The organism is Terriglobia bacterium (genome assembly GCA_020072785.1).
In the GTDB taxonomy this organism is placed as follows: Bacteria; Acidobacteriota; Terriglobia; order Acidiferrales; family UBA7541; genus Acidiferrum.
Genome location: JAIQGG010000001.1, coordinates 116,317 through 138,595, shown reverse-complemented (window position 1 = coordinate 138,595; position 22,279 = coordinate 116,317). Strand labels below are relative to the sequence as shown.

18 protein-coding genes are annotated in these 22,279 nt (G+C 64.8%); 12 read left to right on the top strand and 6 right to left on the bottom strand.

Translation table 11 applies throughout. The features are described from left to right. Window positions 1-278 precede the first annotated feature (278 nt). The 8 genes from dnaA (at window position 279) to LAN61_00555 (ending at window position 11,295) form a co-directional block, all read left to right on the top strand. The gene (gene dnaA / locus LAN61_00590; protein MBZ5538993.1) at window positions 279-1,616 is read left to right on the top strand and encodes a chromosomal replication initiator protein DnaA; all 1,338 of its coding nucleotides are present in this window, start codon (window positions 279-281) and stop codon (window positions 1,614-1,616) included. A gap of 667 nt (window positions 1,617-2,283) precedes the next feature. Next, a complete protein-coding gene (dnaN, locus tag LAN61_00585) occupies window positions 2,284-3,396 on the top strand; it encodes a DNA polymerase III subunit beta (protein ID MBZ5538992.1) in 1,113 nt (370 codons plus the stop codon). Beyond that, a complete protein-coding gene (locus tag LAN61_00580) occupies window positions 3,396-4,034 on the top strand; it encodes a DJ-1/PfpI family protein (GenBank protein ID MBZ5538991.1) in 639 nt (212 codons plus the stop codon). The genes dnaN and LAN61_00580 overlap by 1 nt, the downstream gene beginning before the upstream one ends. Window positions 4,035-4,527: 493 nt before the next feature. After that, a complete protein-coding gene (gyrB, locus tag LAN61_00575; protein ID MBZ5538990.1) occupies window positions 4,528-6,963 on the top strand; it encodes a DNA topoisomerase (ATP-hydrolyzing) subunit B in 2,436 nt (811 codons plus the stop codon). A 32-nt stretch (window positions 6,964-6,995) separates the two neighbouring features. Further along, window positions 6,996-7,247, top strand: coding sequence for a hypothetical protein (locus LAN61_00570; GenBank protein MBZ5538989.1), 252 nt, complete (start codon window positions 6,996-6,998; stop codon window positions 7,245-7,247). Between the two features lie 184 nt (window positions 7,248-7,431). Continuing rightward, entirely contained in the window at window positions 7,432-10,065 is a 2,634-nt protein-coding gene (gyrA, locus tag LAN61_00565) for a DNA gyrase subunit A (protein MBZ5538988.1), read from the top strand. 282 nt (window positions 10,066-10,347) lie between these two features. Beyond that, window positions 10,348-10,776, top strand: a complete 429-nt coding sequence (locus tag LAN61_00560) for a hypothetical protein (GenBank protein MBZ5538987.1) — start codon at window positions 10,348-10,350, stop codon at window positions 10,774-10,776. A gap of 156 nt (window positions 10,777-10,932) precedes the next feature. Continuing rightward, window positions 10,933-11,295 (top strand): antibiotic biosynthesis monooxygenase, encoded by a 363-nt coding sequence (locus tag LAN61_00555; GenBank protein ID MBZ5538986.1) that lies wholly within the window; start codon window positions 10,933-10,935, stop codon window positions 11,293-11,295. 107 nt (window positions 11,296-11,402) lie between these two features. On the opposite strand, the gene LAN61_00550 is transcribed toward LAN61_00555, so the two are convergent. Further along, window positions 11,403-12,566: a VWA domain-containing protein gene (locus LAN61_00550; GenBank protein ID MBZ5538985.1), complete on the bottom strand. Its 1,164-nt coding sequence runs from the start codon at window positions 12,564-12,566 to the stop codon at window positions 11,403-11,405. Window positions 12,567-12,723: 157 nt separating this feature from the next. On the opposite strand from LAN61_00550, the gene LAN61_00545 reads away from it, so the two are divergent. Then, entirely contained in the window at window positions 12,724-13,596 is an 873-nt protein-coding gene (locus LAN61_00545; GenBank protein MBZ5538984.1) for a TIGR00730 family Rossman fold protein, read from the top strand. Window positions 13,597-13,788: 192 nt separating this feature from the next. Next, window positions 13,789-14,118, top strand: a complete 330-nt coding sequence (locus tag LAN61_00540) for a hypothetical protein (protein ID MBZ5538983.1) — start codon at window positions 13,789-13,791, stop codon at window positions 14,116-14,118. A gap of 75 nt (window positions 14,119-14,193) precedes the next feature. On the opposite strand, the gene LAN61_00535 is transcribed toward LAN61_00540, so the two are convergent. After that, window positions 14,194-14,508, bottom strand: a complete 315-nt coding sequence (locus LAN61_00535) for a hypothetical protein (GenBank protein ID MBZ5538982.1) — start codon at window positions 14,506-14,508, stop codon at window positions 14,194-14,196. A gap of 311 nt (window positions 14,509-14,819) precedes the next feature. Between LAN61_00535 and LAN61_00530 the strand changes: the two genes are divergently transcribed. Continuing rightward, window positions 14,820-15,605, top strand: coding sequence for an energy transducer TonB (locus LAN61_00530; protein MBZ5538981.1), 786 nt, complete (start codon window positions 14,820-14,822; stop codon window positions 15,603-15,605). A gap of 11 nt (window positions 15,606-15,616) precedes the next feature. Here LAN61_00530 and LAN61_00525 read toward each other — a convergent pair whose 3' ends face one another. Next, window positions 15,617-18,586, bottom strand: coding sequence for a 1-acylglycerol-3-phosphate O-acyltransferase (locus LAN61_00525; protein MBZ5538980.1), 2,970 nt, complete (start codon window positions 18,584-18,586; stop codon window positions 15,617-15,619). A 141-nt stretch (window positions 18,587-18,727) separates the two neighbouring features. Next, complete coding sequence (locus LAN61_00520) at window positions 18,728-19,282, bottom strand: pentapeptide repeat-containing protein (protein ID MBZ5538979.1); 555 nt, start codon at window positions 19,280-19,282, stop codon at window positions 18,728-18,730. 171 nt (window positions 19,283-19,453) lie between these two features. Between LAN61_00520 and LAN61_00515 the strand changes: the two genes are divergently transcribed. Next, window positions 19,454-20,404: a hypothetical protein gene (locus LAN61_00515; protein ID MBZ5538978.1), complete on the top strand. Its 951-nt coding sequence runs from the start codon at window positions 19,454-19,456 to the stop codon at window positions 20,402-20,404. A 3-nt stretch (window positions 20,405-20,407) separates the two neighbouring features. Here the strand turns inward: LAN61_00515 and LAN61_00510 are convergent, their stop codons facing one another. Next, window positions 20,408-20,830: an MOSC domain-containing protein gene (locus LAN61_00510; GenBank protein ID MBZ5538977.1), complete on the bottom strand. Its 423-nt coding sequence runs from the start codon at window positions 20,828-20,830 to the stop codon at window positions 20,408-20,410. 5 nt (window positions 20,831-20,835) lie between these two features. After that, window positions 20,836-22,116 (bottom strand): phosphoribosylamine--glycine ligase, encoded by a 1,281-nt coding sequence (gene purD, locus LAN61_00505; GenBank protein MBZ5538976.1) that lies wholly within the window; start codon window positions 22,114-22,116, stop codon window positions 20,836-20,838. Window positions 22,117-22,279 lie beyond the last annotated feature (163 nt).

Below are 22,279 nucleotides of genomic sequence, written 5' to 3'. Positions count from 1 at the left end.
AACCACGGTGAATCCCTTCGCACACTTTTCGCTTGCCCCCGTCCAGCCAATCGGAGACAATCCGCCCGCATCTCACAAGCGAGTGTTGTGAGTCGGCGACCTGAACCGAGCCGCGGGGGAGCAATCAGGGGCACAGTAACCCATTGCGGTTCGGATAAGACTCTCGAAGCCCGACGAAAATGGCAGGGGATAAGCTTCCACAGCTTTTCCACACTTGTGGAAATGATGCTGGGAAGGGGCATGCTTTAAATGCAGCTCCAAATTTCGATCTGGATCCGATGACTAACGCGATAAATACCTGGGACAAGTTCCTCGAGCACGTCAAACCCCGGGTGAACACCAACACCTTCTCGACCTGGTTCCAACCCACGCGGCTGGAGCGTGTTGAAAATGGAACACTGTTTGTGCATGTGCCTAAGGTGGTCTTCCGCCGGGTGCTGACGCAGACTTACGGGGAGATCGTGAAGGCGGTTCTGCACCAGATTGGTCTGCCCACCGCGCAAGTGCAATACGTCTGCACCGAAGAAGAGGCCGCGCCGGCGCACAGCGTGGCGCCGGTGGTGCCGATCCGGCAGTCCAAGCTGGACTTCGACAACGCCGAGTACCAACTCAACACCCGGTACACCTTCGACACCTTCGTCGTGGGCGGGTCCAACGCTTTTGCGCATGCCGCAGCGCGGGCGGTGGCCGAGCAACCTTCGAAAGCCTACAATCCGCTGTTCCTGTACGGCGGAGTGGGCATGGGCAAGACGCACCTGATGCACGCCATCGGACACACCATCAAGAAGCGCAATCCGGCAGCGCGGCTGACCTACATCAGCGCGGAAAAGTTCACGATTGAAGTGATCAATTCGCTGCGCTTCGACCGCATGATCAGCTTCCGGGACCGCTTCCACACCGTGGACGTGCTGCTGGTGGACGACATTCAGTTCATCGCCGGGAAAGAGCGCACCCAGGAAGAGTTCTTCCACACGTTCAATTCGCTTTACGAACAGCAGAAGCAGATCGTGATCAGCTCCGATTGCCTGCCCAAGGAGATCAATTCGATCGAAGAGCGCCTGCGCTCGCGCTTCGAATGGGGTCTGATCGCGGACATCGCGCCGCCCGACCTAGAGACCAAGATCGCCATTCTCCAGAAGAAGGCGGAGAATGACCGCTTCCCGCTGCCCAACGACGTGGCGGAATTCATCGCGCGCTCGATCAAGTCCAACGTGCGCGAACTGGAAGGGGCGCTGACGCGGCTGATCGCCTACACCTCGCTGACGGGCACCATCGTTTCCCTGGCCACGGCGCAGCAGGTGCTCAAGAACATCATCGCCACGCAGGAAAAGCGGGTCACTATCGAGGTGATTCAGAAGCGCGTGTGCGAGCACTACAACCTGCGCGACCAGGATCTGAAGGTGCGCAGCAACACCCGGGCCATCGCCTTCCCGCGCCAGGTAGCCATGTATCTGGTGAAGCAGCTGACCACGGCTTCGCTGCCGGAGATCGGCCGGCAGTTCGGCGGCAAGCACCACACCACTGTGCTGCATTCGATCAACAAGATCGAAGAACAGCGCAAGAGCGACAAAGACTTAAACCGCACAATCACGCGCCTGCTAGACGTCCTGCAATAACCCGCACACGGGTATTTGGTCCGGCAGCTCGGGGAGTTGTTCTGGGTGCCGGAGGAGTATCCTCTCGTGAATTCCTTATTCTCCCCGCAAACTGCCGTCTCATCGCTGCTACTTACTTACCCAGCGACTGCGGTCTCCGCAGAGTGGTATTTTTTGCCGGGCACAGGCGGAGGAAAACGTGTGCAGAAGCGCTGAACAAGCTGCGGAAGGATTGTTGGAGGCGTGGAGGGAATTTTGTGTTTTGCGGGTCAAGCGTGGGGTGGGGTGGAATTTTCCGCGATACGCACATTGCGGACACATGGCAATTTTCCGGCAAGCCTCACACTGCGAGTCTGTTCCATAGTTTTCCACGGACTCACAGGCATCATCACAACAACAAGCTCTTTTTCGAGTTAAGAATAAAACTGCTTTGATGAAGATACTTCTTGAGCTGTGTGTATCGCAAGCTGTGAAAAAACCGCTTATGTCGGAGAGTTGGCGCAACGGCAAGGAGACCCGGAGAGGCTTGGTAAATAGGGAAGCCCGGGAGGATAGCCATTTCCACAGGCTGTTTTGATGGGACACGCTTTATACTTTGGCCAAAAACGAGTAGAGTACGGCTGCAGAGCAGTGCCGAGGGAAGCAGCCGATGGCCGCACCTGGAACCGCACACGAGGAAAATCAAGCGATGGAATTCAGCGTCACTAAATCCGCGCTGTTGAATGAACTCACCACGACGCAGGGTGTCGTGGAGCGCAAGACCACCATCCCCATCCTGTCCAACCTGCTGGTGGAGGCCACGGGAGCGCGCCTGACGATCACGGCGACGGACCTGGAACTGAGCATCCGCACCTCCTGTGAAGCCAAGATCAAGAAAGAGGGCGCCGGGACGATCCCCGCGAAGAAACTGCTGGACCTGGTGCGCCTGCTCCCCGAGGGCGATATCAAGTTCAAGCTGCTCGAGAACCACTGGGTGGAGATCGTCAGCGACAAGAAAAAGTACAAGATGGTGGGCATGGCCAAGGAAAATTTCCCGGCCATCCCGGCGATGCCGCACGCCCTGGTGAAGATTCCCGCCGCGGTGCTGGAGAGCCTGATCGGGCGGACGAAATTCGCCATCTCCATGGAGGAGTCGCGCTACACGCTCAACGGCGGGCTGATGATCCTGAAGCCGGACACCCTGGCCATGGTGGCCACCGACGGGCACCGCCTGGCGCTGGCGGAGACGGATCAGAAGCTGGCCGGCTTGAACGGCGAAGTGCGCGTGCTGATTCCCAAGAAGGCCATGGACGAAGTCGAGAAGCTCGCGGCTGCGTCGGGCTCCGACGCGCACATGGATTTCGCCAAGGACGAGAGCCACCTCTTCTTCCAGGCCGGGCACCGGCTGCTGATCTCGCGGATCCTCACCGGGCAATTCCCGAATTACGAGGCGGTGCTGCCGAAGGAGAACAATCGCACGGTGGTGCTGGAGCGCGCGGAGTTGAGCGATGCCGTGCGCCGCGTTTCGCAACTGGCCGATCAGCGCTCGCACGCCGTGAAATTCGCGGTGTCCAAGGAAGGCGTGGAGATCTCCGCGCAGAGCCCGGAGTACGGCGAGGCCAAGGAAACGATCGACAAGGAATATAAAGGCGAGCCGCTGGCCATCGGCTTCAACGCCCAGTACATGCTGGATTTTCTAGCCGCCGCGGCGGAAGGGCCGATCAGCATCGAGCTCAAGGACGAGCAGTCCGCCGGGCAACTGCGGCCGCTGGCCGACGAGAATTACCGCTACCGCTACATCATCATGCCCATGAGGATTTGATGGAGAAGCTCAACGTCGGCATTCTTCTCTTTGACGACGTCGAGGTCCTCGATTTTGCCGGGCCTTTCGAAGTTTTTTCCCGCACTCGGCTCCTTCCGGGTGTGGAATCGCGCCGATCGGACGAGAGCGCTCCCTTCTACGTTTTCACCGTAGCCAGGACAAAAGCGCCCATCCGCACCACCGGAGATCTGCAGGTCATACCCTCGTGGTCTTTCCGCGACGCTCCGCGCATCGATATTCTCGTCGTGCCGGGTGGATTCGGGACGCGGCCGCTCCTCACGGACGAAGAGACACTGGCGTGGATTCGCCGGCAGGCCGGTTCCTGCGAATTGCTGACGTCGGTCTGCACCGGTGCCCTAGTACTCGCCAAGGCAGGATTGCTCCAGGGCCGGCGGGCCACGACCCACTGGGGCGCCTGCGATTTCCTGGAGTCAATGAACGCTGGAGTGACCGTGCTGCGCGACCAACGCGTGGTCTTCGACAAAATATTTTCCTCGGCGGGAGTTTCCGCGGGAATCGAAATGGCGTTCGCCGTGGTGGAACATCTCTGCGGCCGGGAGGTGGCGGAAGAAACGGCGCGCTACATCGAATATCCTCTTTCGCGGCCTGCTGAGGAGCGCGGAAAAGAGGGATGCTGAAGGAGAGCGCAAAACCTCCAACTTTCTTCTCCGTCTTGCCTCTAAGTAACAGAAAAATAAAACGTTATAGGCGCAAAAGGATGAATCGCGGCCTTGAGAAAATGGCCTGGATCGGGTACACTTTGAATGTAGTTGTTGGGCAGTTCGGTGTCCTCTGAACGGCTCGTCCCCGGAAAATCGGGACACGTCGGCCAGGCGATTTACTTTCGCTTTACGGCTCTGCGCCAGGAGCCGAGGAAGTGAAACGAGCCTGGAAATTGTAAGTCTTCGCCACGTCGCGCTGCGCGCGACGGGATGAAGCAAGGGACCCTACGATTCCGATGGAACGCATCGGGACAAAGGGTAAGGCGACGTCGGGAGCATTCCGCAAGCACGCCTTCCCCTGATAGGCAGAAACTGCAGTGCAGAATTTTTCGCGGGATTTTTTGCGCACGCGTTCGTTCCGAGCGGCGGGGAACGCGTGGCGCGCGGCAATGGTTCGTCAGGAGAGCTCATGGGTGACAAAGTTAACGGTGGCCGCGAAGCGGCCAACGAGACAGTAACCGGGAAAGCGCCGGGCCACCAGTACGACGCCAAGTCCATCAAGGTGCTGGGCGGGATCGAAGCGGTGCGCCTGCGTCCCGCCATGTACATCGGCTCGACGGGCGAGATGGGGCTGCACCACCTAGTGTGGGAAGTGGTGGACAACTCGGTGGACGAGGCCATGGGCGGGTACGCGGACGAGATCAACGTCACGGTGCACGCCGACAACTCGGTGACCGTGGTGGACAACGGGCGCGGCATCCCGGTGGACATGCACGCGACGGAGAAGCGCCCGGCGGCGGAGGTGGTGATGACGGTGCTGCACGCCGGCGGCAAGTTCGACAGCGACACGTACAAGGTTTCCGGCGGATTGCACGGCGTAGGCGTCTCGGTGGTGAACGCGCTGGCCGACTGGCTGGAGCTGGAGATTTCGCGCGACGGCGCGGTGTGGGAGCAGACCTACGAGAAGGGCAAGCCGACTTCCAAGCTGAAGCAGACCGGCAAGACGCGCAAGACGGGCACGAAGATCACTTTCCACCCCGATCCGGCCATTTTCGAGAAGACGGTGTACAGCTACGACACGCTCTCGCAGCGGCTGCGCGAGCTGGCCTTCCTGAACAAGGGCCTGAAGATCACGCTGGCCGACGAGCGCACGGAAAAGACGGCGGAGTTCCGGTTCACCGGAGGCATCGGGGAGTTCGTGAAGCACCTGAACCGCGGAAAGACGGTGCTGCACGATTCGCCGATCTACATCGAAGGCAAGCGCGGGAACGTGGAGATCGAGATCGCGCTGCAGTACAACGACACCTACGGGGAAAACGTCTTCGCCTTCGCCAACACCATCAACACGGTGGACGGAGGCACGCACCTCTCGGGCTTCCGGTCCTCGCTGACGCGCACGATCAACAACTTCGCGGCGGCGGCGGGCATGCTGAAGGAACAGAAGGACGAGGTCACCATCAACGGCGACGACGTGCGCGAAGGGCTGGTGGCGGTGGTCAGCGTGCGCCTGCCGCAGCCGCAGTTCGAAGGGCAGACCAAGGGCAAGCTGAACAGCGACATCAAGGGCGACGTCGAGCAACTGGTGAACGAAAAGCTGGGCGACTGGTTCGACAAGCACTCCACCGTGGCGCGGCGCATCATCGGCAAATGCATCGAGGCGGCGCGGGCGCGGGAGGCGGCGCGCAAGGCGCGGGAGCTGACGCGGCGCAAGTCCGCGCTGGATTCCAGCGGGCTGCCGGGCAAGCTGGCGGACTGCCAGGAACGCGATCCGGCGCGCTGCGAGCTGTTCGTGGTCGAGGGGGAATCGGCCGGCGGTTCGGCCAAGCAGGGGCGCGACCGCAAGTACCAGGCGATCCTGCCGCTGAAGGGCAAGATCCTGAACGTGGAGAAGGCGCGCTACGACAAGATGCTGGGGCACGAGGAAATCCGCTGCATCATCACCGCGCTGGGCACGGGCATCGGCAAGGACGATTTCGACGCGGGCAAGCTGCGCTACCACAAGATCATCCTGATGACCGACGCGGACGTGGACGGCTCGCACATCCGCACGCTGCTGCTGACCTTCTTCTTCCGGCACATGAAGGAGCTGATCGAACGCGGGCACATCTACATCGCGCAGCCGCCCCTGTACCGCGTGAAGCGCGGCAAGAGCGAGCGCTACATCCGCGACGAGCGGGAATTCACGCGCGAACTGATGAAGCGGGCCACGGAAGACCACGTGGTGAAGGCCCGGGAAGGCGTGAGCCTGCAGGGCGCGGGGCTGACCTCCTTCCTGCTGAACGTGCAGGAATACGAAGCCGTGGCCGCCAAGCTGGGGCGGCGGCTGCGCGAAGCGGGCCTCGTGGAACTGCTGGCGGAAAGCGGTTTGGAGAAGAAGACGGATTTCGAGGACAAGAAGGCCCTGGAGAAGCTGCTGAAGGCCGTGGAAAAGTCCAAGCTCAAGCTCGACGGGAAGATTGTGTTCGACGAAGAGCACAGCCTGCACGAGATCCAGTTCGGGGCGCCGCACCATACCAAGATCAACTGGGCGCTCGCTTCGACCGCGGAATACAAGCGCATGCGCACGCTGGCCAAGCAGGTGGGGGAGTATAACTACCCGCCGTTCACGGTGGCGCGCAACGGGGACAAGGTGAGCAAGGAAAAGGCGCAGGACGTGCTCAGCTACATCCTGGAGGACGCCAAACGGGACTTCGCCATCACCCGGTTCAAGGGCCTGGGGGAGATGAACCCCGAGCAGTTGTGGGAAACGACGATGAACGCGGACTCGCGCACGCTGCTGCAGGTGAAGCTGGAGGACGTGGTGGAGGCGGAGAAGATTTTCACCACGCTCATGGGTGAAAACGTCGAGGACCGCCGCAAGTTCATCGAGGACAACGCCCTGGAAGTCGTGAATCTGGACATTTAAGCAATGACAGGTTTGAGAAATGGTGCGTGGGGATGCGGTATCAACTGGGGTGGACGACGGAGCCGGGGCTGCGGGGACTGAGCTGCAGCGGGTTTCGCGCGACGCCGAGCGCGGCGCCGGATAGCGAGCGCGGCGTGGCGGTGGAATTCGCGGGCGCGGCCGAGCGCGATGCGTTTTTGCGGGAGCTGGAGGAGTATTTCGCGGCGCGGCGGTTTACCAACGCGGCGGACGCGTTCGACACGGTGAAGGCGTACGTGGTGGAGCGGCTGGCGCGGGGGAAATGACGAAACTCGAAAAACGAAATTCGAAACACGAGCGAGCAGGTTAAAGCCACCGCGAATTTCGGGTAGTGAAGGGTTTCACGAATCACGCAGCGAAGAGAGATTCCTCGCTGTGCTCGGAATGACCGAGGAGATGCCGGCCTGAAGGCCGGCGCTGCATAAGCGACAGGAAAATAGACGAGGAACAATGGCTGACGAGACAAATACATCCGTAATGCTGCCGGTGGATATCGAAGCCGAGATGAAGAAGTCCTATCTCGACTACGCCATGAGCGTGATCATCGGCCGCGCGCTGCCCGACGTGCGCGACGGGCTGAAGCCCGTGCACCGCCGCATCCTCTTCGGGATGTACGAGCTGGGGCTGACGTCCACGAAGTCCTACCGCAAGTGCGCGAAGATCGTCGGCGAAGTACTGGGCAAGTTCCACCCGCACGGCGACTCGCCGGTATACGACGCGCTGGTGCGCATGGCGCAGCCCTTCAACCTGCGCTATCCGCTGGTGGACGGCCAGGGCAACTTCGGCTCGGTGGACGGGGACATGCCGGCGGCGATGCGCTACACGGAAGCGCGCCTGGCGAAAATCGCGGAAGAGCTGCTGGCGGACATCGAGAAGGAAACCGTCGACTTCCTGCCGAACTTCGACGAAACCGAGCAGGAGCCCACGGTCCTGCCGACGCGCGTGCCGAATCTGCTGGTGAACGGGGCCAGCGGCATCGCGGTGGGCATGGCCACGAACATCCCGCCGCACAACCTGCGCGAAATCGTCGAAGCCACCGTGCTGGTGGTGGAAAAGCCGGAAGCCACGCTGAAAGAGGTGATGAAGCTGGTGCCCGGGCCGGATCTGCCGACGGGCGGATACATCGCGGGGCGCGAAGGCATCGAGCAGGCCTACAAGACGGGGCGCGGCAGCTTCACCATGCGCGCCAAGGCGGCGATCGAGGACGCCGGGAAGGACCGCGAGAACATCGTGGTGACGGAAATTCCCTACCAGGTGAACAAGTCCAAGCTGATCGAGCGCATCGCCGACCTGGTGCAGACCAAGAAGATCGAAGGCATCTCCGACGTGCGCGACGAGAGCGACCGCGACGGCATGCGCATCGTCATCGAGCTCAAGCGCGGCGAAGAGTCGCAGCTCATCCTCAACAATCTTTTCAAGCACACGCAGATGCAGGAATCGTTCGGCATGATCCTGCTGGCGATCGTCGGGGGGCAGCCGAAAGAACTGGGGCTGCTGGAGTTCATCCGCCTGTTCATCGAGCACCGCCGCGACGTCATCGTGCGGCGCACGCGCTTCGACCTGCGCAAGGCCGAGGAGCGCGAGCACATCCTGCTGGGCTACCAGATCGCCCTGGATCACCTGGACAACGTCATCCGCATCATCCGCGGATCGGCGAACCGCGCGGAGGCCAGGGAAAACCTGTTCAAGTATTTCAGCAACACGCAGGTGGTGGTCAACGAGAAGGGCGTGGAGAAGAAACTGGCGGGCGTCACCGTGGACCGCAAGAAATACGGGCTCACGGCGCCGGCCGGGCTCTCCTACCTGCAGATCGATGCCATCCTGGAATTGCAACTGCACCGCCTGACGCAGCTCTCCATCGACGACATTCTCAAGGAACTGAAGCAGCTGCGCGAGCGCATCGCCGAACTGCGGGAAATCCTGGGCAGCGAGAAAAAGCTGAAGCAGGTGATCGTCAGCGAGCTGCGCGAGATCCAGAAGACCTACGGGGACGACCGGCGCACGCAGATCGTGGACAAGGTGGACGAGATCAAGCTGGAAGACCTGATCGCGGACACGGACATGCTTATCACCGTGAGCCACGCCGGATACATCAAGCGCACGGCGGTGGACACCTACCGGCACCAGTCGCGCGGGGGCAAGGGGCGCATCGGGGCGCGCACCAAGGAAGAGGATTTCGTCGAATATCTCTTCGTCGCTTCGGCGCACAGCTACATTCTGCTGTTCACCTCCAAGGGCCGGGTGTACTGGCTCAAGGTGTACGAGCTGCCGGAAGCGGCGGCGGCCACGCGCGGCAAGGCCATCTCCAGCCTGGTGAAATTCCAGGAGGACGAGAAGCTGACGGCGCTGGTGGCGGCGCACAACCTGGAGGAAGAGGGCCGCTTCGTCTTTCTGGCCACGAAGAATGGGACGGTGAAGAAGTCGGCGCTGACGGAATTCTCCAACCCGCGCTCGACGGGGATCATCGCCATCAGCCTGGAGGCCAAGGACGAGCTGATCGGGGCCAAGCTGACCGACGGCAAGCAGATGATCTTCCTGGCGAGCCACGAGGGCCAGGCCATTCTCTTCCGGGAGACGGAAGTGCGCTCGATGGGCCGCGCGGCGGGCGGGGTCAACGGCATGGATCTCGACAAGGACGATTACGTGGTGAGCATGGACGCGGTGCAGCCGGACTTCGAGATCATCGCCAAGGAGCACCAGACGACGACGCAAAATCTCGAGGAACTGGAAAACGAGCACATCAAGGATTCGCTGACCACGCTGATGCTGACGGTTTCCGAAAAAGGCTACGGCAAGCGCACCCCGCTCGCGGAATACCGCATCACCTCGCGCGGCGGCAAGGGCGTGGTGAACATGAAGACCACCGAACGCAACGGCTCGGTGGTGGGCACGCTGCAGGTGACCGAAGAATCCGACGTGATGCTGATCACCGAGCACGGCAAAGTGATCCGCGTGCACGCCAACGAAATCCGCGAGGCCGGGCGCTCCACGCAGGGCGTGCGCCTGCTGCGCCTCGACGGGGACGACAGCGTGGCCGCGGCCGCCGGACTCCAGGAAGAAGATCACGAGGAAGTGAAGAAATAGCGGCAACCCTGCTCTGGCCCGCACCCTGGCGTTGGCGCTGTAGCGCAGGGCGACCAGCGGGAGCCGTGCGGGGGGTTCGCGGCGGCCGCGGCATGCGAAGAAAAGGCCGCGGGGCTGGCGCCCCGCGCTACAGGGCGCCGTTACCATCCGCGCGGCAAGAAAAAGAATGCGCGGCCTGCCGGGCAGGCGTAAGATACGCTTCCTTCAAAGGGCGCCGGCCCAGCTTTTTCAAGCGGCCCGGCTCACGCTCTGCGGAAGAGCGCGTTTCCAAGGAGCACTGCAATGAGCCGTGAGGACCTCAGCAATCTGCTCGGAGCCCTGATCCCCTTTGCCCAGCAGGTACTCACCGAGCGCGGATCGTTTCCGCCGTTTGCCGGAACCATGGATGCGCAGGGCCAGGTCCGCGGATTCGCGGCCAAGCCCGAGGCCGAGAGTTTGCCCCCGGCGGAACTGGTGGAGCTGCTGGTGGAGAGCCTGCGCGAAGCGGCGCAGCGCGGGGAGTGCCGCGCCGGGGCGATCTGCTGCGACGTGCTGGTGGCGAAAGAAGCGGAAGGCGAAAAGGTCAGCGCCATCGCCATTTCCCTGGAAGCTGCCGACGGCACCTCCATGGAATGCTTCATGCCCTACAAGAAGAACGAAACCGGGGCCTACGACTACGAAGAGATCTTCGGAGGGCTGGTGCCGCCGCGGATTTTCGTCCCGGCCACCTGAGCGGGTTCCTGCCTTTGTACCCCCAGACCGAACTGGCCCCGGCTCGGCCGGGAGCCTGTGCGCACTTCTCTGCCGGCAGGGGACGCTGTGCCGGCACAGGCTGAAGCCTGTGCTACAGGAAGCGCCGAAGAGCGTTTTGGAGTAGAATCCCGCGCCATGAGCACACGCACACGGAAGAAGCGGGCCCCCAGGCGCAGGCGCGCCGCGGGGAAGAGCGCGCGGCTGCCGAAGGGCGCCGAGACGCTGATCGTGATTCTGCGCGCCAAGGAAGGGCAGGCCACGCTGCTGGAGGCCGAACTGCGCGCCCTGGTGGCCCCCACGCGCCGCGAAGAGGGCTGCCTGCGCTTCGACTTGTACCGCGCGGCGGATGCCCCCGGCGCGTTGCTGCTGCACGAAGTGTGGGCCAGCCGCGAGGACCACGCGCGGCACACCAAGACGCCGCATTTCCTGCGCTGGAACGCGCGCAAAGACGCGGTGCTGGCCTCGCGCGAGTCCGCCTTCTGGCAGCAGATGCTCTGAACAATTTCACGTGTGACCGCGATGCTTTCAACAGATAAGCAGTGCGCGACAGGGAGAGACCCTTCGTCGCGATGCTCCTCCGGATGCCGATCCTCCTCGCCGGATCGTCAGCTTTCCGGAGCGGCGAGGTAGTAGCCGGGGCGGGCGCGGACCTTCAGGCCGGGGCGGGAAATTTCCACTTTAATTTCGTGGTAGCCGTAGTCGCTGGCGCCGCTGGGCGTGTAGCTGAGGGTGTACTGGGAGTGCAGCTCGCCGCCGATCTCATCGATGGCCTTCTCGATGGAGCGGTCGCGGAAGGTGGCGACATGCATGCCCCCGGTGGCGGTGGTGGCGACTTCCAGGGCGTGATCTTTTACCTGGCCTTTCACGTGGCTGATGGCCCAGACGACTAAAGCCATGAGGTCGATGTTGCCGTAGCGCTGCTGCTCGCTGGTGGGGGTCTGCACCGTGCCGGGCTGCGGAGGCTGCGGGAAGGTGCCCGGCGGGGTGATCTGCGGCGTGGTTTGCCGGGGTTCGGCCTGCAACTGGGCGCGGGTGGTGGAGAGGCCCACGCTGTAAATAGTGACGTTGGCGTGCTGCGCCTGGCGCAGGACTTCGCCGAGCTTGGACTCGCTGCCCGCGTCGGTGGCTTCGGAGACCACGAGGAGGACGCGGCGGCGCGTGGGAACGCCGGCCGGCGCGCCCGCAGCCGTGGTATTGCCGCGGCCGGAGAGCATCTCCACGGCCACGGCCATGGCGTCGAAGAGTTTCGCGCCGGAGGTGCCGGCTTTCAGCTGCGCGATGGTCTTCTCGATGCTCTCGGCATCCGCGGAAAAATCCTGCAACTTGTCGACGGAATCGTTGAAGGTGACCACGGCGGCTTCGCCAGTGGGGCCCATGACCGTCTGGGTGAAGAGTATGCCGGTCTTGCGCAGCTCCGGGAGCAGCGGGGCGACGCGCGAGCTGTTCTCGATGAGGAGGACGAGGGAGAGCGGGTCGCCGCCGAGATCGAAGTGCGTGATCTTCTGCGGGACGCCGTTATCCAGGACGCGAAACTCGTTTTCCGCGAGGTTGTGGATCATCTGGCCGCTCTTGTCGCGTACGGTCACCGGGGTGCTCACCAGGGAGACGCGCACCTGAATGCGCGGCGCTTTGGCCTGCGGCGCCTCCTGCAGGGGGGTACCGGGCTCGGGGGGCAGGGGGCCAGCGGGGGCCTGCGCGCGGAGAGGGGCGGCGGCTAGGGAAAGCCCCAGCAGCAGGAGGGTCAAGGTAGAAGTCGAGAGTGGCTTCATGGCGGGCTCCCTGGCAGCGTAGACCCCCGAGCGGGTCGGAACTAGGTCCATCCGTGCTATTGCAGTGTACCCAATAGGACGCAGGGGCGGCGGGAATCGTTGCCGCGGGTCACACCAGCTCCTAGAATGAATGTCGCTGCATTCTGGAGGAAGCCCCATGTCCCATTCCCGCCCGAAGCCGACGCATGCACCGCCCGCGCCTCACGAAGATGCAAGATTCTTGAAAAGCATTCCCGCGCGGCCGATCCGTATCCTCTCCGAATATCTCCATCCTCTGGTGCAGCTCAAGAAGCAAGGTATCGGCGACACCATCGTGATGTTCGGCTCGGCGCGCATCGAAGCGCACGAGACGGCGGCGGCCCGCCTGACGCGGCTGAAGCATGTGCGCGAAGCCAAGCTGCCTGCGGCGGAACGCCCGGCACACCGCGCGGCGCTGCGTCACGCGAAGAGCTCGGTCGAAATGTCGCGCTACTACGAAGAGGCGCGCCAGCTCTCGCACAAGATCACCACCTGGGCGCTGACCCTCGGTCCCAAGCCGCGGCGTTTCGTGATCTGCTCCGGCGGCGGCCCGGGCATCATGGAGGCCGCGAACCGCGGGGCTATCGAAGCCGGCGGGAAGTCCATCGGTCTGTCCATCGAGCTGCCCCACGAACAGTACGCGAATCCTTTCATCAGTCCGGAGCTGAGCTTCAATTTCCACTATTTCTTCATGCGCAAACTGTGGTTCGCGCAGATCGCCAAGGCCCTGATCGTGTTTCCCGGCGGCTTCGGCACCATGGACGAACTGTGGGAGATGCTCACGCTGCTGCAGACCGGGAAGATCCCCCGGCACAACATCGTGCTGATCTATGGCCGCAAATACTGGGATGAAGTGATGAACTGGAAGGCCTTTCTGCGCTGGGGCACAATCCGCGAGGAGGAGTACAAGCTGCTGCAGTTCGCGGATACCGTGGACGAAGCATTCGACCACATCCGCGGCGGCCTCGAGAAGTACCACATGAAGCTCGATTCCTTCCTGCAAGCGTACTGAGGCCTGTCTTTTGGCATCATCTGGTAGCCTCAGCCTTCCGGCATGGCCGGGATAAATTCCGCACGGCGCTGCTGCATAAACAACAAAAGTTTTCACCCTCCCACTCCCCGCGAGAGTTTTTCCCTGCCGCCGTGTTCGATGAATCAGACATTCCCCCGCCCCCGCCCGGGAGGAATAGCCCGGGAGGGGTTCATGCACGCATTGCGCGATTCCATGCAGAAACGATTCGGGCAGGCGGCCCTGGCCGCGGCGGTACTGGGCGGCTTTTTCCTGTTCGCGGGCGCCGGCAGCGCGCAAGCGCACGACCGGACGGATTGCCAGCGCCGCGTGCAGCGCGCCGCGTGGAAACTGGAAATCGTCATCGAGCGCCACGGCTACTACAGCCGGCAAGCGAATCACTGGCGGCATGAGCTGCGCGAGGAGCGCGAGCGCTGCTGGCAGGAGCAGGAGCGCCGGCGCGAGGAGGGGCGGCGCCGGCACCACGGGCGCGATTGGGATGATGGCGATCGCGATGAGCGTTAGCAGCAGGCAGGTATAGTTCTGCGCAAGCAATGGGGCCCGGCCAGGTGCCTGCGCCCCGAATTGTTTCGGCGTGCTTCAGGGAGCGCTGGTGGCCAGCTCTTCGCTGAACACGGCTTCGAAGCGCCGTGCTTCGTCCTGATCGTGCAAGAGCACTACCGGGACGACGCGCATCGAGTGGCCGCACGAGCGGCACTGCGTGACCTCGCCTTGCAGATCCTGCAGGAAGCCGTCCGTGAAGTGATACAGAGCGCGTTCGCGACGCGCCGTCTTGCTGCCGCGTTCGCCGCAGTGCGGACAGGTGAACTCCACTTTGTCCTCTTGCGGATCGCGGTCCAACGCCGCCCAACCGGTGCGGCGCACGCCCACCGTCTCTTTGTACTGCCGGGTCATGGGGCTACTTCCTCCTGGGGATGACTCTCACTAACAGAGATGCGGCGCAGAGCGTCGCGGGTACAGAATTTTAACTCCCGTAGAATCAGCGTATTGTGGAAATCTTCCACATCATTTGGAATCGCCAGCATTGTCCGTATGCCGCCGCCCGGGGAACTTGTGCCGCGGCGCGGTGTCCAACGCTAGGAGGACGCGCGCACCCTCGCAACCCTGCGAACGCGGCGCCGGTTTCCGGAGGGAACGAGCAGGCCGGAGACTGGCGCCACGGGAAAAAGCGTCTGTTCGCGGGGCAACTCTTGTGGAGGTGTGCGATGCCTGTCCAACACCAAGCTGTTCGCCAAGAGTTTCCCGGTTCCCTGAGTGGCTGTCTGGTCGAAGGCGATGCCGCGCAGCTGGCCCAGGCCCAGCGGGCGCGGCGCAAGGCGCTGGGATTTTCACTGTTTCTGCAAGGCGCGGCGCTCGCGGCGGTGATCCTGGTGCCGCTGCTCTGGAGCTCGGAGCGCATCGCGCTGGCCGGCAGCCGGCAAGGGATCGTGGATGTATTCGGCAGTCCGCAGCGTCGACCGGACGCGGCGCAGCGCCCGAGCGGCACAAAGCGCCCGGCGGTCTGCGCGTTCTGCCCGCCGAACGTGATCCCCAATCATCCTCCCACAGCAAACTCCGAACCCGGCGAAACGCCGCCCAGTGATTTCAATTTTCCCGTTGGACCGGTCGGGCCGGGAGTTCCCTGGGGCGATCCGCATGGGATTCCGTATACGGGCGACGATTCGCGCCGCGTTCCGCCACCACCGCCTCCCGCAACCACTCCAACAACTCGGCGCATCATCGGCACGCTGAAGCCGGCCATGCTGGTGCGGCGCGTCGAGCCGCGCTATCCGCCGCTGATGAGCCAGATCCACCGCGGCGGGCGCGTGGAACTGCGCGCCATCATTGCCACTGATGGGAGCATTCAGGCCTTGCAGGTGATCAGCGGCGATCCGTCTTTCTACCAGTCGGCGCTGGAAGCGGTGCGGCAGTGGCACTACCTCCCGACGATCCTCAACGGCCAGGCGGTCGAGGTGGAGACAACCATCGAGGTGATTTACCGGATGCAGTGAGCGCGCGCCGCTTAGAGCAACGACTCGCCGGAATGCTCGACGATGGCGGTGCGGCAGGCATCGCGCAGGCGGATCAGCTCGTGCCAGTCCGCGGATTCTCCGGAAGCGGCAATGCTGGAGTTCTGCGGGCGGATGGGCGGGGAGAGGGTGATGGTGACGCGGCTGGGGCGCGGGAGAAAGGTGCCGTCGCGGAGGAACTTGCGGGTACCGGCGAGCGAGACGGGCACGAGGGGCACGCCGGTGGCCACCGCGGCCTTGAAAGCCCCGAGCTGGAAGGGGCGAATGCCGTCGTCGCTGGTGAACGTGCCCTCGGGAAAAACGAAAATGGATTCGCCGCGGCGCAGCAGCTCTTCCATCTCCTGCTCCTGCTGCAGGCGGGCTTCGGCGTTGCTGCGGTCGAAGGCCAGGTGCCCCATCTTCTTCAGGAAGGTGCCGATGAAGGGCATGTTGTGCACTTCCATCTTGGAGACGAAGCGGTAGGGCACCCCGAGGCCGGCCATCAGCGGGAGCACGTCGAAATAGCTGGTGTGATTGGAGACGTAGATCTTGGCGCCGGGCGCTTCCAGGTATTCGCGGTTGACCACGCGCACGCGGCAGCCCGCCAGGCCGAGAAAAAGCTTCACGGCGGCGGAGGTGTAGCGTCCCGCGGCGCGGTGGTCGTGGATGAACTGCACGATGGTCCATGCCGGGACGATCCACACGAAGAACACGACGGCGGCGTAGATGCCGTAGAGCGTCCGCAGGACGCGGCGCGAGCCCGTGGTGACCCCGCGCACGGAACTGCGCGCGGCGCCGGCGGCGCCGAGGCGCGCGATCTGCAGCCAGGCGGGGGGCTTGCGCGCGGTGAGCTCGCCGTCGAGATAGAGCTGCTTGGTTTCGTCGCGGCGCAGCTTGCCGCTGGAGGTTTTGGGGATGCTGCCGGCGGGCACCAGCTCGATGCGGTCCGGCGGCAAACCCAGGCCCTCGTTCACGCGCTCGGTGACGGCGGCGGCAATCCGGGCGCGGGCCGCGGCGTCGCTGGCGCGCGATTCCGCGACGATCACCAGTTTTTCCGTGCCGCTGCCCGCGTCGCGCAAGCCGAAGGCCACCACGCAGCCCTTGCGGATGCCTTCGGCGCGCCCGGCCATCTCTTCCACCTCGTGCGGATAGATGTTGCGGCCGCCCTTGATGATGATGTCCTTCACGCGGCCGGTGATGTAGATCTCGCCCTCGGCGCGGTAGGCGCGGTCGCCGGAATTCACCCAGGCGAAGTCGCCGCCGGGAACGGGCAGGCCGGCGGGAAAAAGTTTTTCGGTGGCCGCGACGTTGCGGTAGTAGCCGGCGGTGGCCGAGGGGCCGCGGAACCACAGGAAACCCTCCAGGCGCTCGGGCTGCTCGTTGCCGAGTTCGTCCACGACGCACACTTCGTGGCCGGCCACGGCGGGGCCCGAGGAGACGAAGGTAATGGCCGTGGCGTCGTCCTCCGCGGCGGGGACGGCGCGGCCTTCGGCGGCGAAGGTTTCGCGTTCGATGCGGTCCACGCGCGGGCCGCGGCCCACCGGGGGCATGGTCACGGCCAGCGCGGCTTCGGCCAGGCCGTAGACCGGGAGCATGGCCTCGGGCCGAAAGCCGTGCGGGGCGAAGCGCTCGGCGAAGCGCGCCAGGGTTTCTGGGTGCACGGGCTCCGCGCCATTGAGCGCGGCGCGCCAGGAGCGGAGGTCCAGCCCGGCGATGTCGCGGTCCGCAATCTTGCGCACGCAGAGCTCGTAGGCGAAATTGGGGGCGGCGGCGATGGTCCCGCGATGTTTTTGGAAGGCCCACAGCCAGCGCTCGGGGCGGGTCAGGAAGGCCAGCGGAGACATCACCGCCAGGGGCAGGCCGAAATGGAGCAGCGTGAGCCACGCCCCAATCAGCCCCATGTCGTGGTACAGGGGCAGCCAGCTCACGCCGACGTCATCGGCGCGCAGCTCCAGGGATTCGCCGATGGCCCGCATGGTGGCCAGGAGGTTGGCGTGGGTGAGCATGACGCCCTTGGGGTCGCCGGTCGAGCCGGAAGTGTACTGCAGCAGGGCCAGGTCGCTGCCTTTGCGCGCGCGGCTGCCGCTGAGGTGCGCGGGCAGTGCGCCGGGCGCGGGGGGCGGCGCGGCTTCCGCGGCGGCGAGAAATTTGCGCGCGTCGGCAACGGCTGCCAGCGAGCGCACGCGCGGCTGGAGCAGGCGGGCCACGGCCTCGGCGCGGCGGAAGGTCAGGAGCAGGCAGACTTCGGCATTGTTGAGGATGGCCGCCTGGCGCGCGGCGTACTCTTCGATGCGGTCCGCGCGAAACGGCGGGTAGATGGGCACGGGGACCGCGCCGGCCAGGAGAATCCCGGCGAAGGTGACGAAGAATTCGCGCGAGGTCGGGAGCATCAGGGCCACGCGGCCGCCCGCGGGAACGCCGCGGCGCGCCAGTTCCGCCGCGCACTGCTGCGCCGCGGCGTGCAGCTCGCCGAACGTGAGTGTGATTTCTTGCCCGCTCTCGGCGCCTTCTTCGTTGATGTGCAGATGGGCGCGGCCGGCGTCGTGCACCGCGCGGTGGCGGAAGACGTCCATCAGCGTCTCGGCGCCCTCCACCATGCGCCCGGCGCCCGCCGCGGCTGCGCGATGCAGCAATTGCGCGGTCACCGCGGCGCGCACTCCGGAAATGGGGCTGCCCGCGGCTGCGCCAGGGCCGTCTTCCCCCGGCAGGAGGCGCAGCAGCGCCCGGGCCATTTCCTCCGGGGTGCCGGCGTCGGCGATCACGCTGTCCGGAAGGTGCACGGCAAAGGCGTTTTCCAGGCGCGCCATCAGCTCCACGCGCTCCAGGCTGCCCAGGCCGAGGTCGCGGTCGAGGTGCGAATCGGGAGACAGGATCGGCAGGGCGCCCTGGCTGCCCAGCTCTTCGAGCAGGGCGCGTAGAATCTCCAGGACGCGCGCGCGTGCGGCAGCCAGATCGAGGGGCGGAAGCGGAGTGGAAGCGGCCACGGGTTCCTGCAAACCTAGTCTACAGCGCGAGAGGCTACCACGGCGCGCGGCGCGTTGTCATCGGAGTAGCACAGGCTTCAACCTGTGCTCTTTGCTTGTGTTCTTGCACGTTGCGCAGGCACAGGCGGAAGCCTGTGCGGCCTACTTCTTCTCCGGCTGCAGCGCGTAGCCGCGCGGCAGCAGGGCCGTCGAGAGGTCCACGCCGGAAAGGTCGGCCTGGCTGAGGTCGGTCTCGCGCAGGATGGCCACGCCCATGTCCGCGCCGGTGAATTTGGCGCCGTGCACGGTGGCGTTGCGGAAATTGGCGTTGCGCAGCAGGGCCCGCTGGAAATTGGCGCCCGAGAGGTCGCAGCGGAAGAACTCCACGCCGCTGGCCTGCGCTTCAGAGAGGTCCGCGCCGGCCAGGATCGATTCGGTCATGTCCGTGTTGCGCAGGTCCGCCTGGCGCAGGCGCGCTCCGGAAAAATCGGCGCCGGGCAGCTTGGCCCCGCGCAGATCGCTGCCCTCGAGATTCGCTCCGCGCAGGATGGCCCCGCTCAGGTTGACGCCGCGGAGGTCGGCGCGGGACACGTCCGCGCCTTCCAGATCGGCGCGCGCCCCGCCGTCCTTCCCGCGAAAGAACTGCTCGTGCAGCGCCAGGATATCCGAGACGCGCCGTCCCTTGTGCTTGATACTCTTCGGTTTTCGAAGACCCATCATCCGCTCCCATGGCATTCGCCCAAACAAGCATTGTAGCGGAGGGCACGGCGGAGGTGAACTGTCTCCTCCGGCGCAGCGCCACCCCGCCCCGTGGCACTGTGGTAATGTGGGAAACGCAGGTCCATGCAGGGCGCTAACTCCAGACCTACTGCATCTTCGCTCGCAAGAGTGCTCGCGCTTCTTGTGCTGGTGGCCTGTGCGGCCCCGCCGGAGCCGCTGGCGCAGGCGCGCGACGACGAGATCGTGGCCAACCTCGCGGCGGGGCGGGTGATCGTGCACGTGGCCCGGGAAAGCATTGTCTTCGCCACCATCGAGCAAGCCGCCGAAGCCGATTCCCTAGCCCCCCGCGTCGTGCCTCTGGATGCCAGGCACATCGGCGTGCTTCTCGGGGCCGTCGAGTGGCAAATCCCCGCGGGGGCCAAGCCGCTGCGCGTGGAGAAGGAAGTCCCCCGCCTGGGAGGCGTCGAGGGTCTGCCGCCATCCCAGCTCGCGGAAGAGAACACCGACCTGGAGATGATCGGCGTGGCTTACCTCGAGGCGCTGCGCAAGTTTGCCGAACGGCTGCACCACAGGATTGAGCTGCAGCCCGACGAACCGCTGCTGCAGCTCGTGGTTATCGGCTATGCGCCCGGCGGCTACGGCCCCGAAGTGTGGCTCTACGACTACCGCGCGGTGCAGGAGGCGGTGAGCGGCGATTACTACCAGACGCGCGTCCTGCGGCCCCGCACGACGCAGCTTTACCCCCCGGAAAAGCACGCGCCGCACACCCTGCTGGAAGTGCGCTACCCGCGCGATGCGGCGGGAGCCACGCTGCAGGAACAAATCGAGCACAACGATCTGGTGATCGCCCGGCTGGCGCGCTCCGAACCGAAATTCGCGCGCGTGGTCGAGAAGATCCAGGCCGGCAAGGCCAACGCCGCTGACCCTGCGGACGCCGCCGAGTTTCTCCGGGCGGTTGTCGTGCCGCTGGCCGGCAAGGGCCGCTTCGCCATCGGCTCGTGGACCGAAAATCGCGGGCTCGACTGGCTGGTGCCGCCCGCGGAGTCTCTCGAGAAGGCCCAGGAAGACAAGGACCGCCCGCCCGAAGCGCCCACGCTGCTCCGCAAGCCCAAGCCGTAACGCTCAGGAAAGTTTTTCGATGGCATCGCCACGGCGGATGCCGCCCCCGGCGACGACGCGGCAGAGCGTCCCGCGGCGCCCGCGAATCTCCCGGCGCAAGCCGGGGCGCAGCTTCTCCATCAGGCCGCAGGGCGTGCAGGGCCCGGAAACTTCCAGGAGCGCTTCGCCGATGCGCAGGCGCTGCCCGGTCTCCAGGCCGTTGACGTCCAGGCCCTCGGTGGTGATGTTCTCGCGCACGATGCCGGGAGCCAGTTGCAGGGCATCGAGCGTCTCGCGGTCCATCAGCAGAATCTGGCGCTTGCCGCCGTCCGCGCGGGCATGCGCGCAGCCTTCGAAGCCGAGGTCCGCGACGGCATGAACGGCCTCTTCTTCGCGCATGGGCAGGCCGCGCTTGAGAGCTCGAAACAGGTGCAGGACGCTGGGCACGGTCGTCAGTCTCCGCCCGGCCCCGCGGAGGCGCCGATGTCCTTGCGGTAGTGCATCCCCTCGAAGCGGATCTTGCCAGCCGCCTGGTAGGCGGCTTGCAGCGCGGCAGTAAGGGTGGCGCCGGCAGCGGTGACGCTGAGAACCCGGCCGCCGCTGGTGACGATGGAATCGTTTAATTTTCTGGTGCCAGCGTGCAGAACCTTCACACCGCTATTTTCTGCAATAGCGGTTAGGCCATCGATACGCTTTCCGATCTCATACTTGCCGGGATAACCCCCGGAAGCCAGGACCACACAGGCGCTTGCCCCGGGCTTCCAGCGCAGTTTGGCGGGGTCCAGGCGTCCCGCGGCGACGTCGGCCAGCACATCGGCAAGATCGAAATCCATGCGCGCGACGATGGCCTGGGTTTCGGGATCACCCAGGCGGCAATTGAACTCCAGGACTTTCGGGCCGCTGGGCGTGAGCATCAGGCCAATGTAGAGAAAGCCCTGATAGGGGATACCGTCGGCGGCCAGCCCGCGCAAGGTGGGATCAACAATGGTGGAAACGATGGTGGCGCGCAGCGCTGGGGGCAGGAGGTCGTCGGTGGAATAGGCGCCCATGCCGCCGGTGTTCGGGCCGCGATTGCCGTCGAAGGCGCGCTTGTGATCGCGGGTGGGCACGAGCGGCGCGTAGCGCTTGCCGTCGGTGAGAATGATGAACGACAGTTCGTCGCCTGCGAGCCCCTCTTCCAGCAGGACGCGACGCCCCGCGGGACCCAGTTCGTCTTTCTCCATGACCCGGGTGAGGAAGTCGGCGGCTTCTTCGCGATCGCTCGCCACCAGGACGCCCTTGCCGGCGCACAGGCCGTCGGCTTTGATCACCAGCGGCCAGGTGACGTGGTCGAGGGCGGCGCGGGCCTCCGCGGCGGAGTCGAAGCAGCCGTAGCGTTTTGCGGTGGGGATGGCGTGGCGCTCGAGAAACTCTTTCGAAAAGATCTTGCTGCCCTCGAGCTGCGCGGCCTGCTGGCTGGGGCCCACGACCGGCCACTGGCGGCGCGCAAAGGCGTCGGTGAGACCGTTGACCAGCGGCAGCTCCGGGCCGACCACGGTCAGATCCGGCGCGACGCGCTCCGCCAGGGCCACCAGGGCGGGCACGTCGCCGGGATCCACGGGCACGCACTCGGCTTCGCCGGCGATGCCGCCGTTGCCCGGCGCGCACCAGATCTTTTCCACGCGCGCGCTCTGCTTCAGTTTCCACACCAGAGCGTGTTCGCGCCCGCCGCTGCCGATCACCAGAATCTTCATCCGTTCTTCCTTTGCCGGAACTTGGCTGCACCGCGCGCCCGGAGCGCTTCACGCTCACCAAAATAGACGATAGTCGGGCTTCTGGAGCGCGTCAACCTCGCGGCTATCCGCGGCCCGCCGGTTTCCGGACAATTGCTGAAGCGGCATCGCGGAAGCGCAGTGC

Bases quoted from the DNA above. Each gene is read 5' to 3' on its own strand.
- dnaA (MBZ5538993.1), top strand. From the start codon at position 279: ATGACTAACGCGATAAATACCTGGGACAAGTTCCTCGAGCACGTCAAA.
- dnaN (MBZ5538992.1), top strand. From the start codon at position 2,284: ATGGAATTCAGCGTCACTAAATCCGCGCTGTTGAATGAACTCACCACG.
- LAN61_00580 (MBZ5538991.1), top strand. From the start codon at position 3,396: ATGGAGAAGCTCAACGTCGGCATTCTTCTCTTTGACGACGTCGAGGTC.
- gyrB (MBZ5538990.1), top strand. From the start codon at position 4,528: ATGGGTGACAAAGTTAACGGTGGCCGCGAAGCGGCCAACGAGACAGTA.
- LAN61_00570 (MBZ5538989.1), top strand. From the start codon at position 6,996: ATGCGGTATCAACTGGGGTGGACGACGGAGCCGGGGCTGCGGGGACTG.
- gyrA (MBZ5538988.1), top strand. From the start codon at position 7,432: ATGGCTGACGAGACAAATACATCCGTAATGCTGCCGGTGGATATCGAA.
- LAN61_00560 (MBZ5538987.1), top strand. From the start codon at position 10,348: ATGAGCCGTGAGGACCTCAGCAATCTGCTCGGAGCCCTGATCCCCTTT.
- LAN61_00555 (MBZ5538986.1), top strand. From the start codon at position 10,933: ATGAGCACACGCACACGGAAGAAGCGGGCCCCCAGGCGCAGGCGCGCC.
- LAN61_00550 (MBZ5538985.1), bottom strand. From the start codon at position 12,566: ATGAAGCCACTCTCGACTTCTACCTTGACCCTCCTGCTGCTGGGGCTT.
- LAN61_00545 (MBZ5538984.1), top strand. From the start codon at position 12,724: ATGTCCCATTCCCGCCCGAAGCCGACGCATGCACCGCCCGCGCCTCAC.
- LAN61_00540 (MBZ5538983.1), top strand. From the start codon at position 13,789: ATGCACGCATTGCGCGATTCCATGCAGAAACGATTCGGGCAGGCGGCC.
- LAN61_00535 (MBZ5538982.1), bottom strand. From the start codon at position 14,508: ATGACCCGGCAGTACAAAGAGACGGTGGGCGTGCGCCGCACCGGTTGG.
- LAN61_00530 (MBZ5538981.1), top strand. From the start codon at position 14,820: ATGCCTGTCCAACACCAAGCTGTTCGCCAAGAGTTTCCCGGTTCCCTG.
- LAN61_00520 (MBZ5538979.1), bottom strand. From the start codon at position 19,282: ATGGGTCTTCGAAAACCGAAGAGTATCAAGCACAAGGGACGGCGCGTC.
- purD (MBZ5538976.1), bottom strand. From the start codon at position 22,116: ATGAAGATTCTGGTGATCGGCAGCGGCGGGCGCGAACACGCTCTGGTG.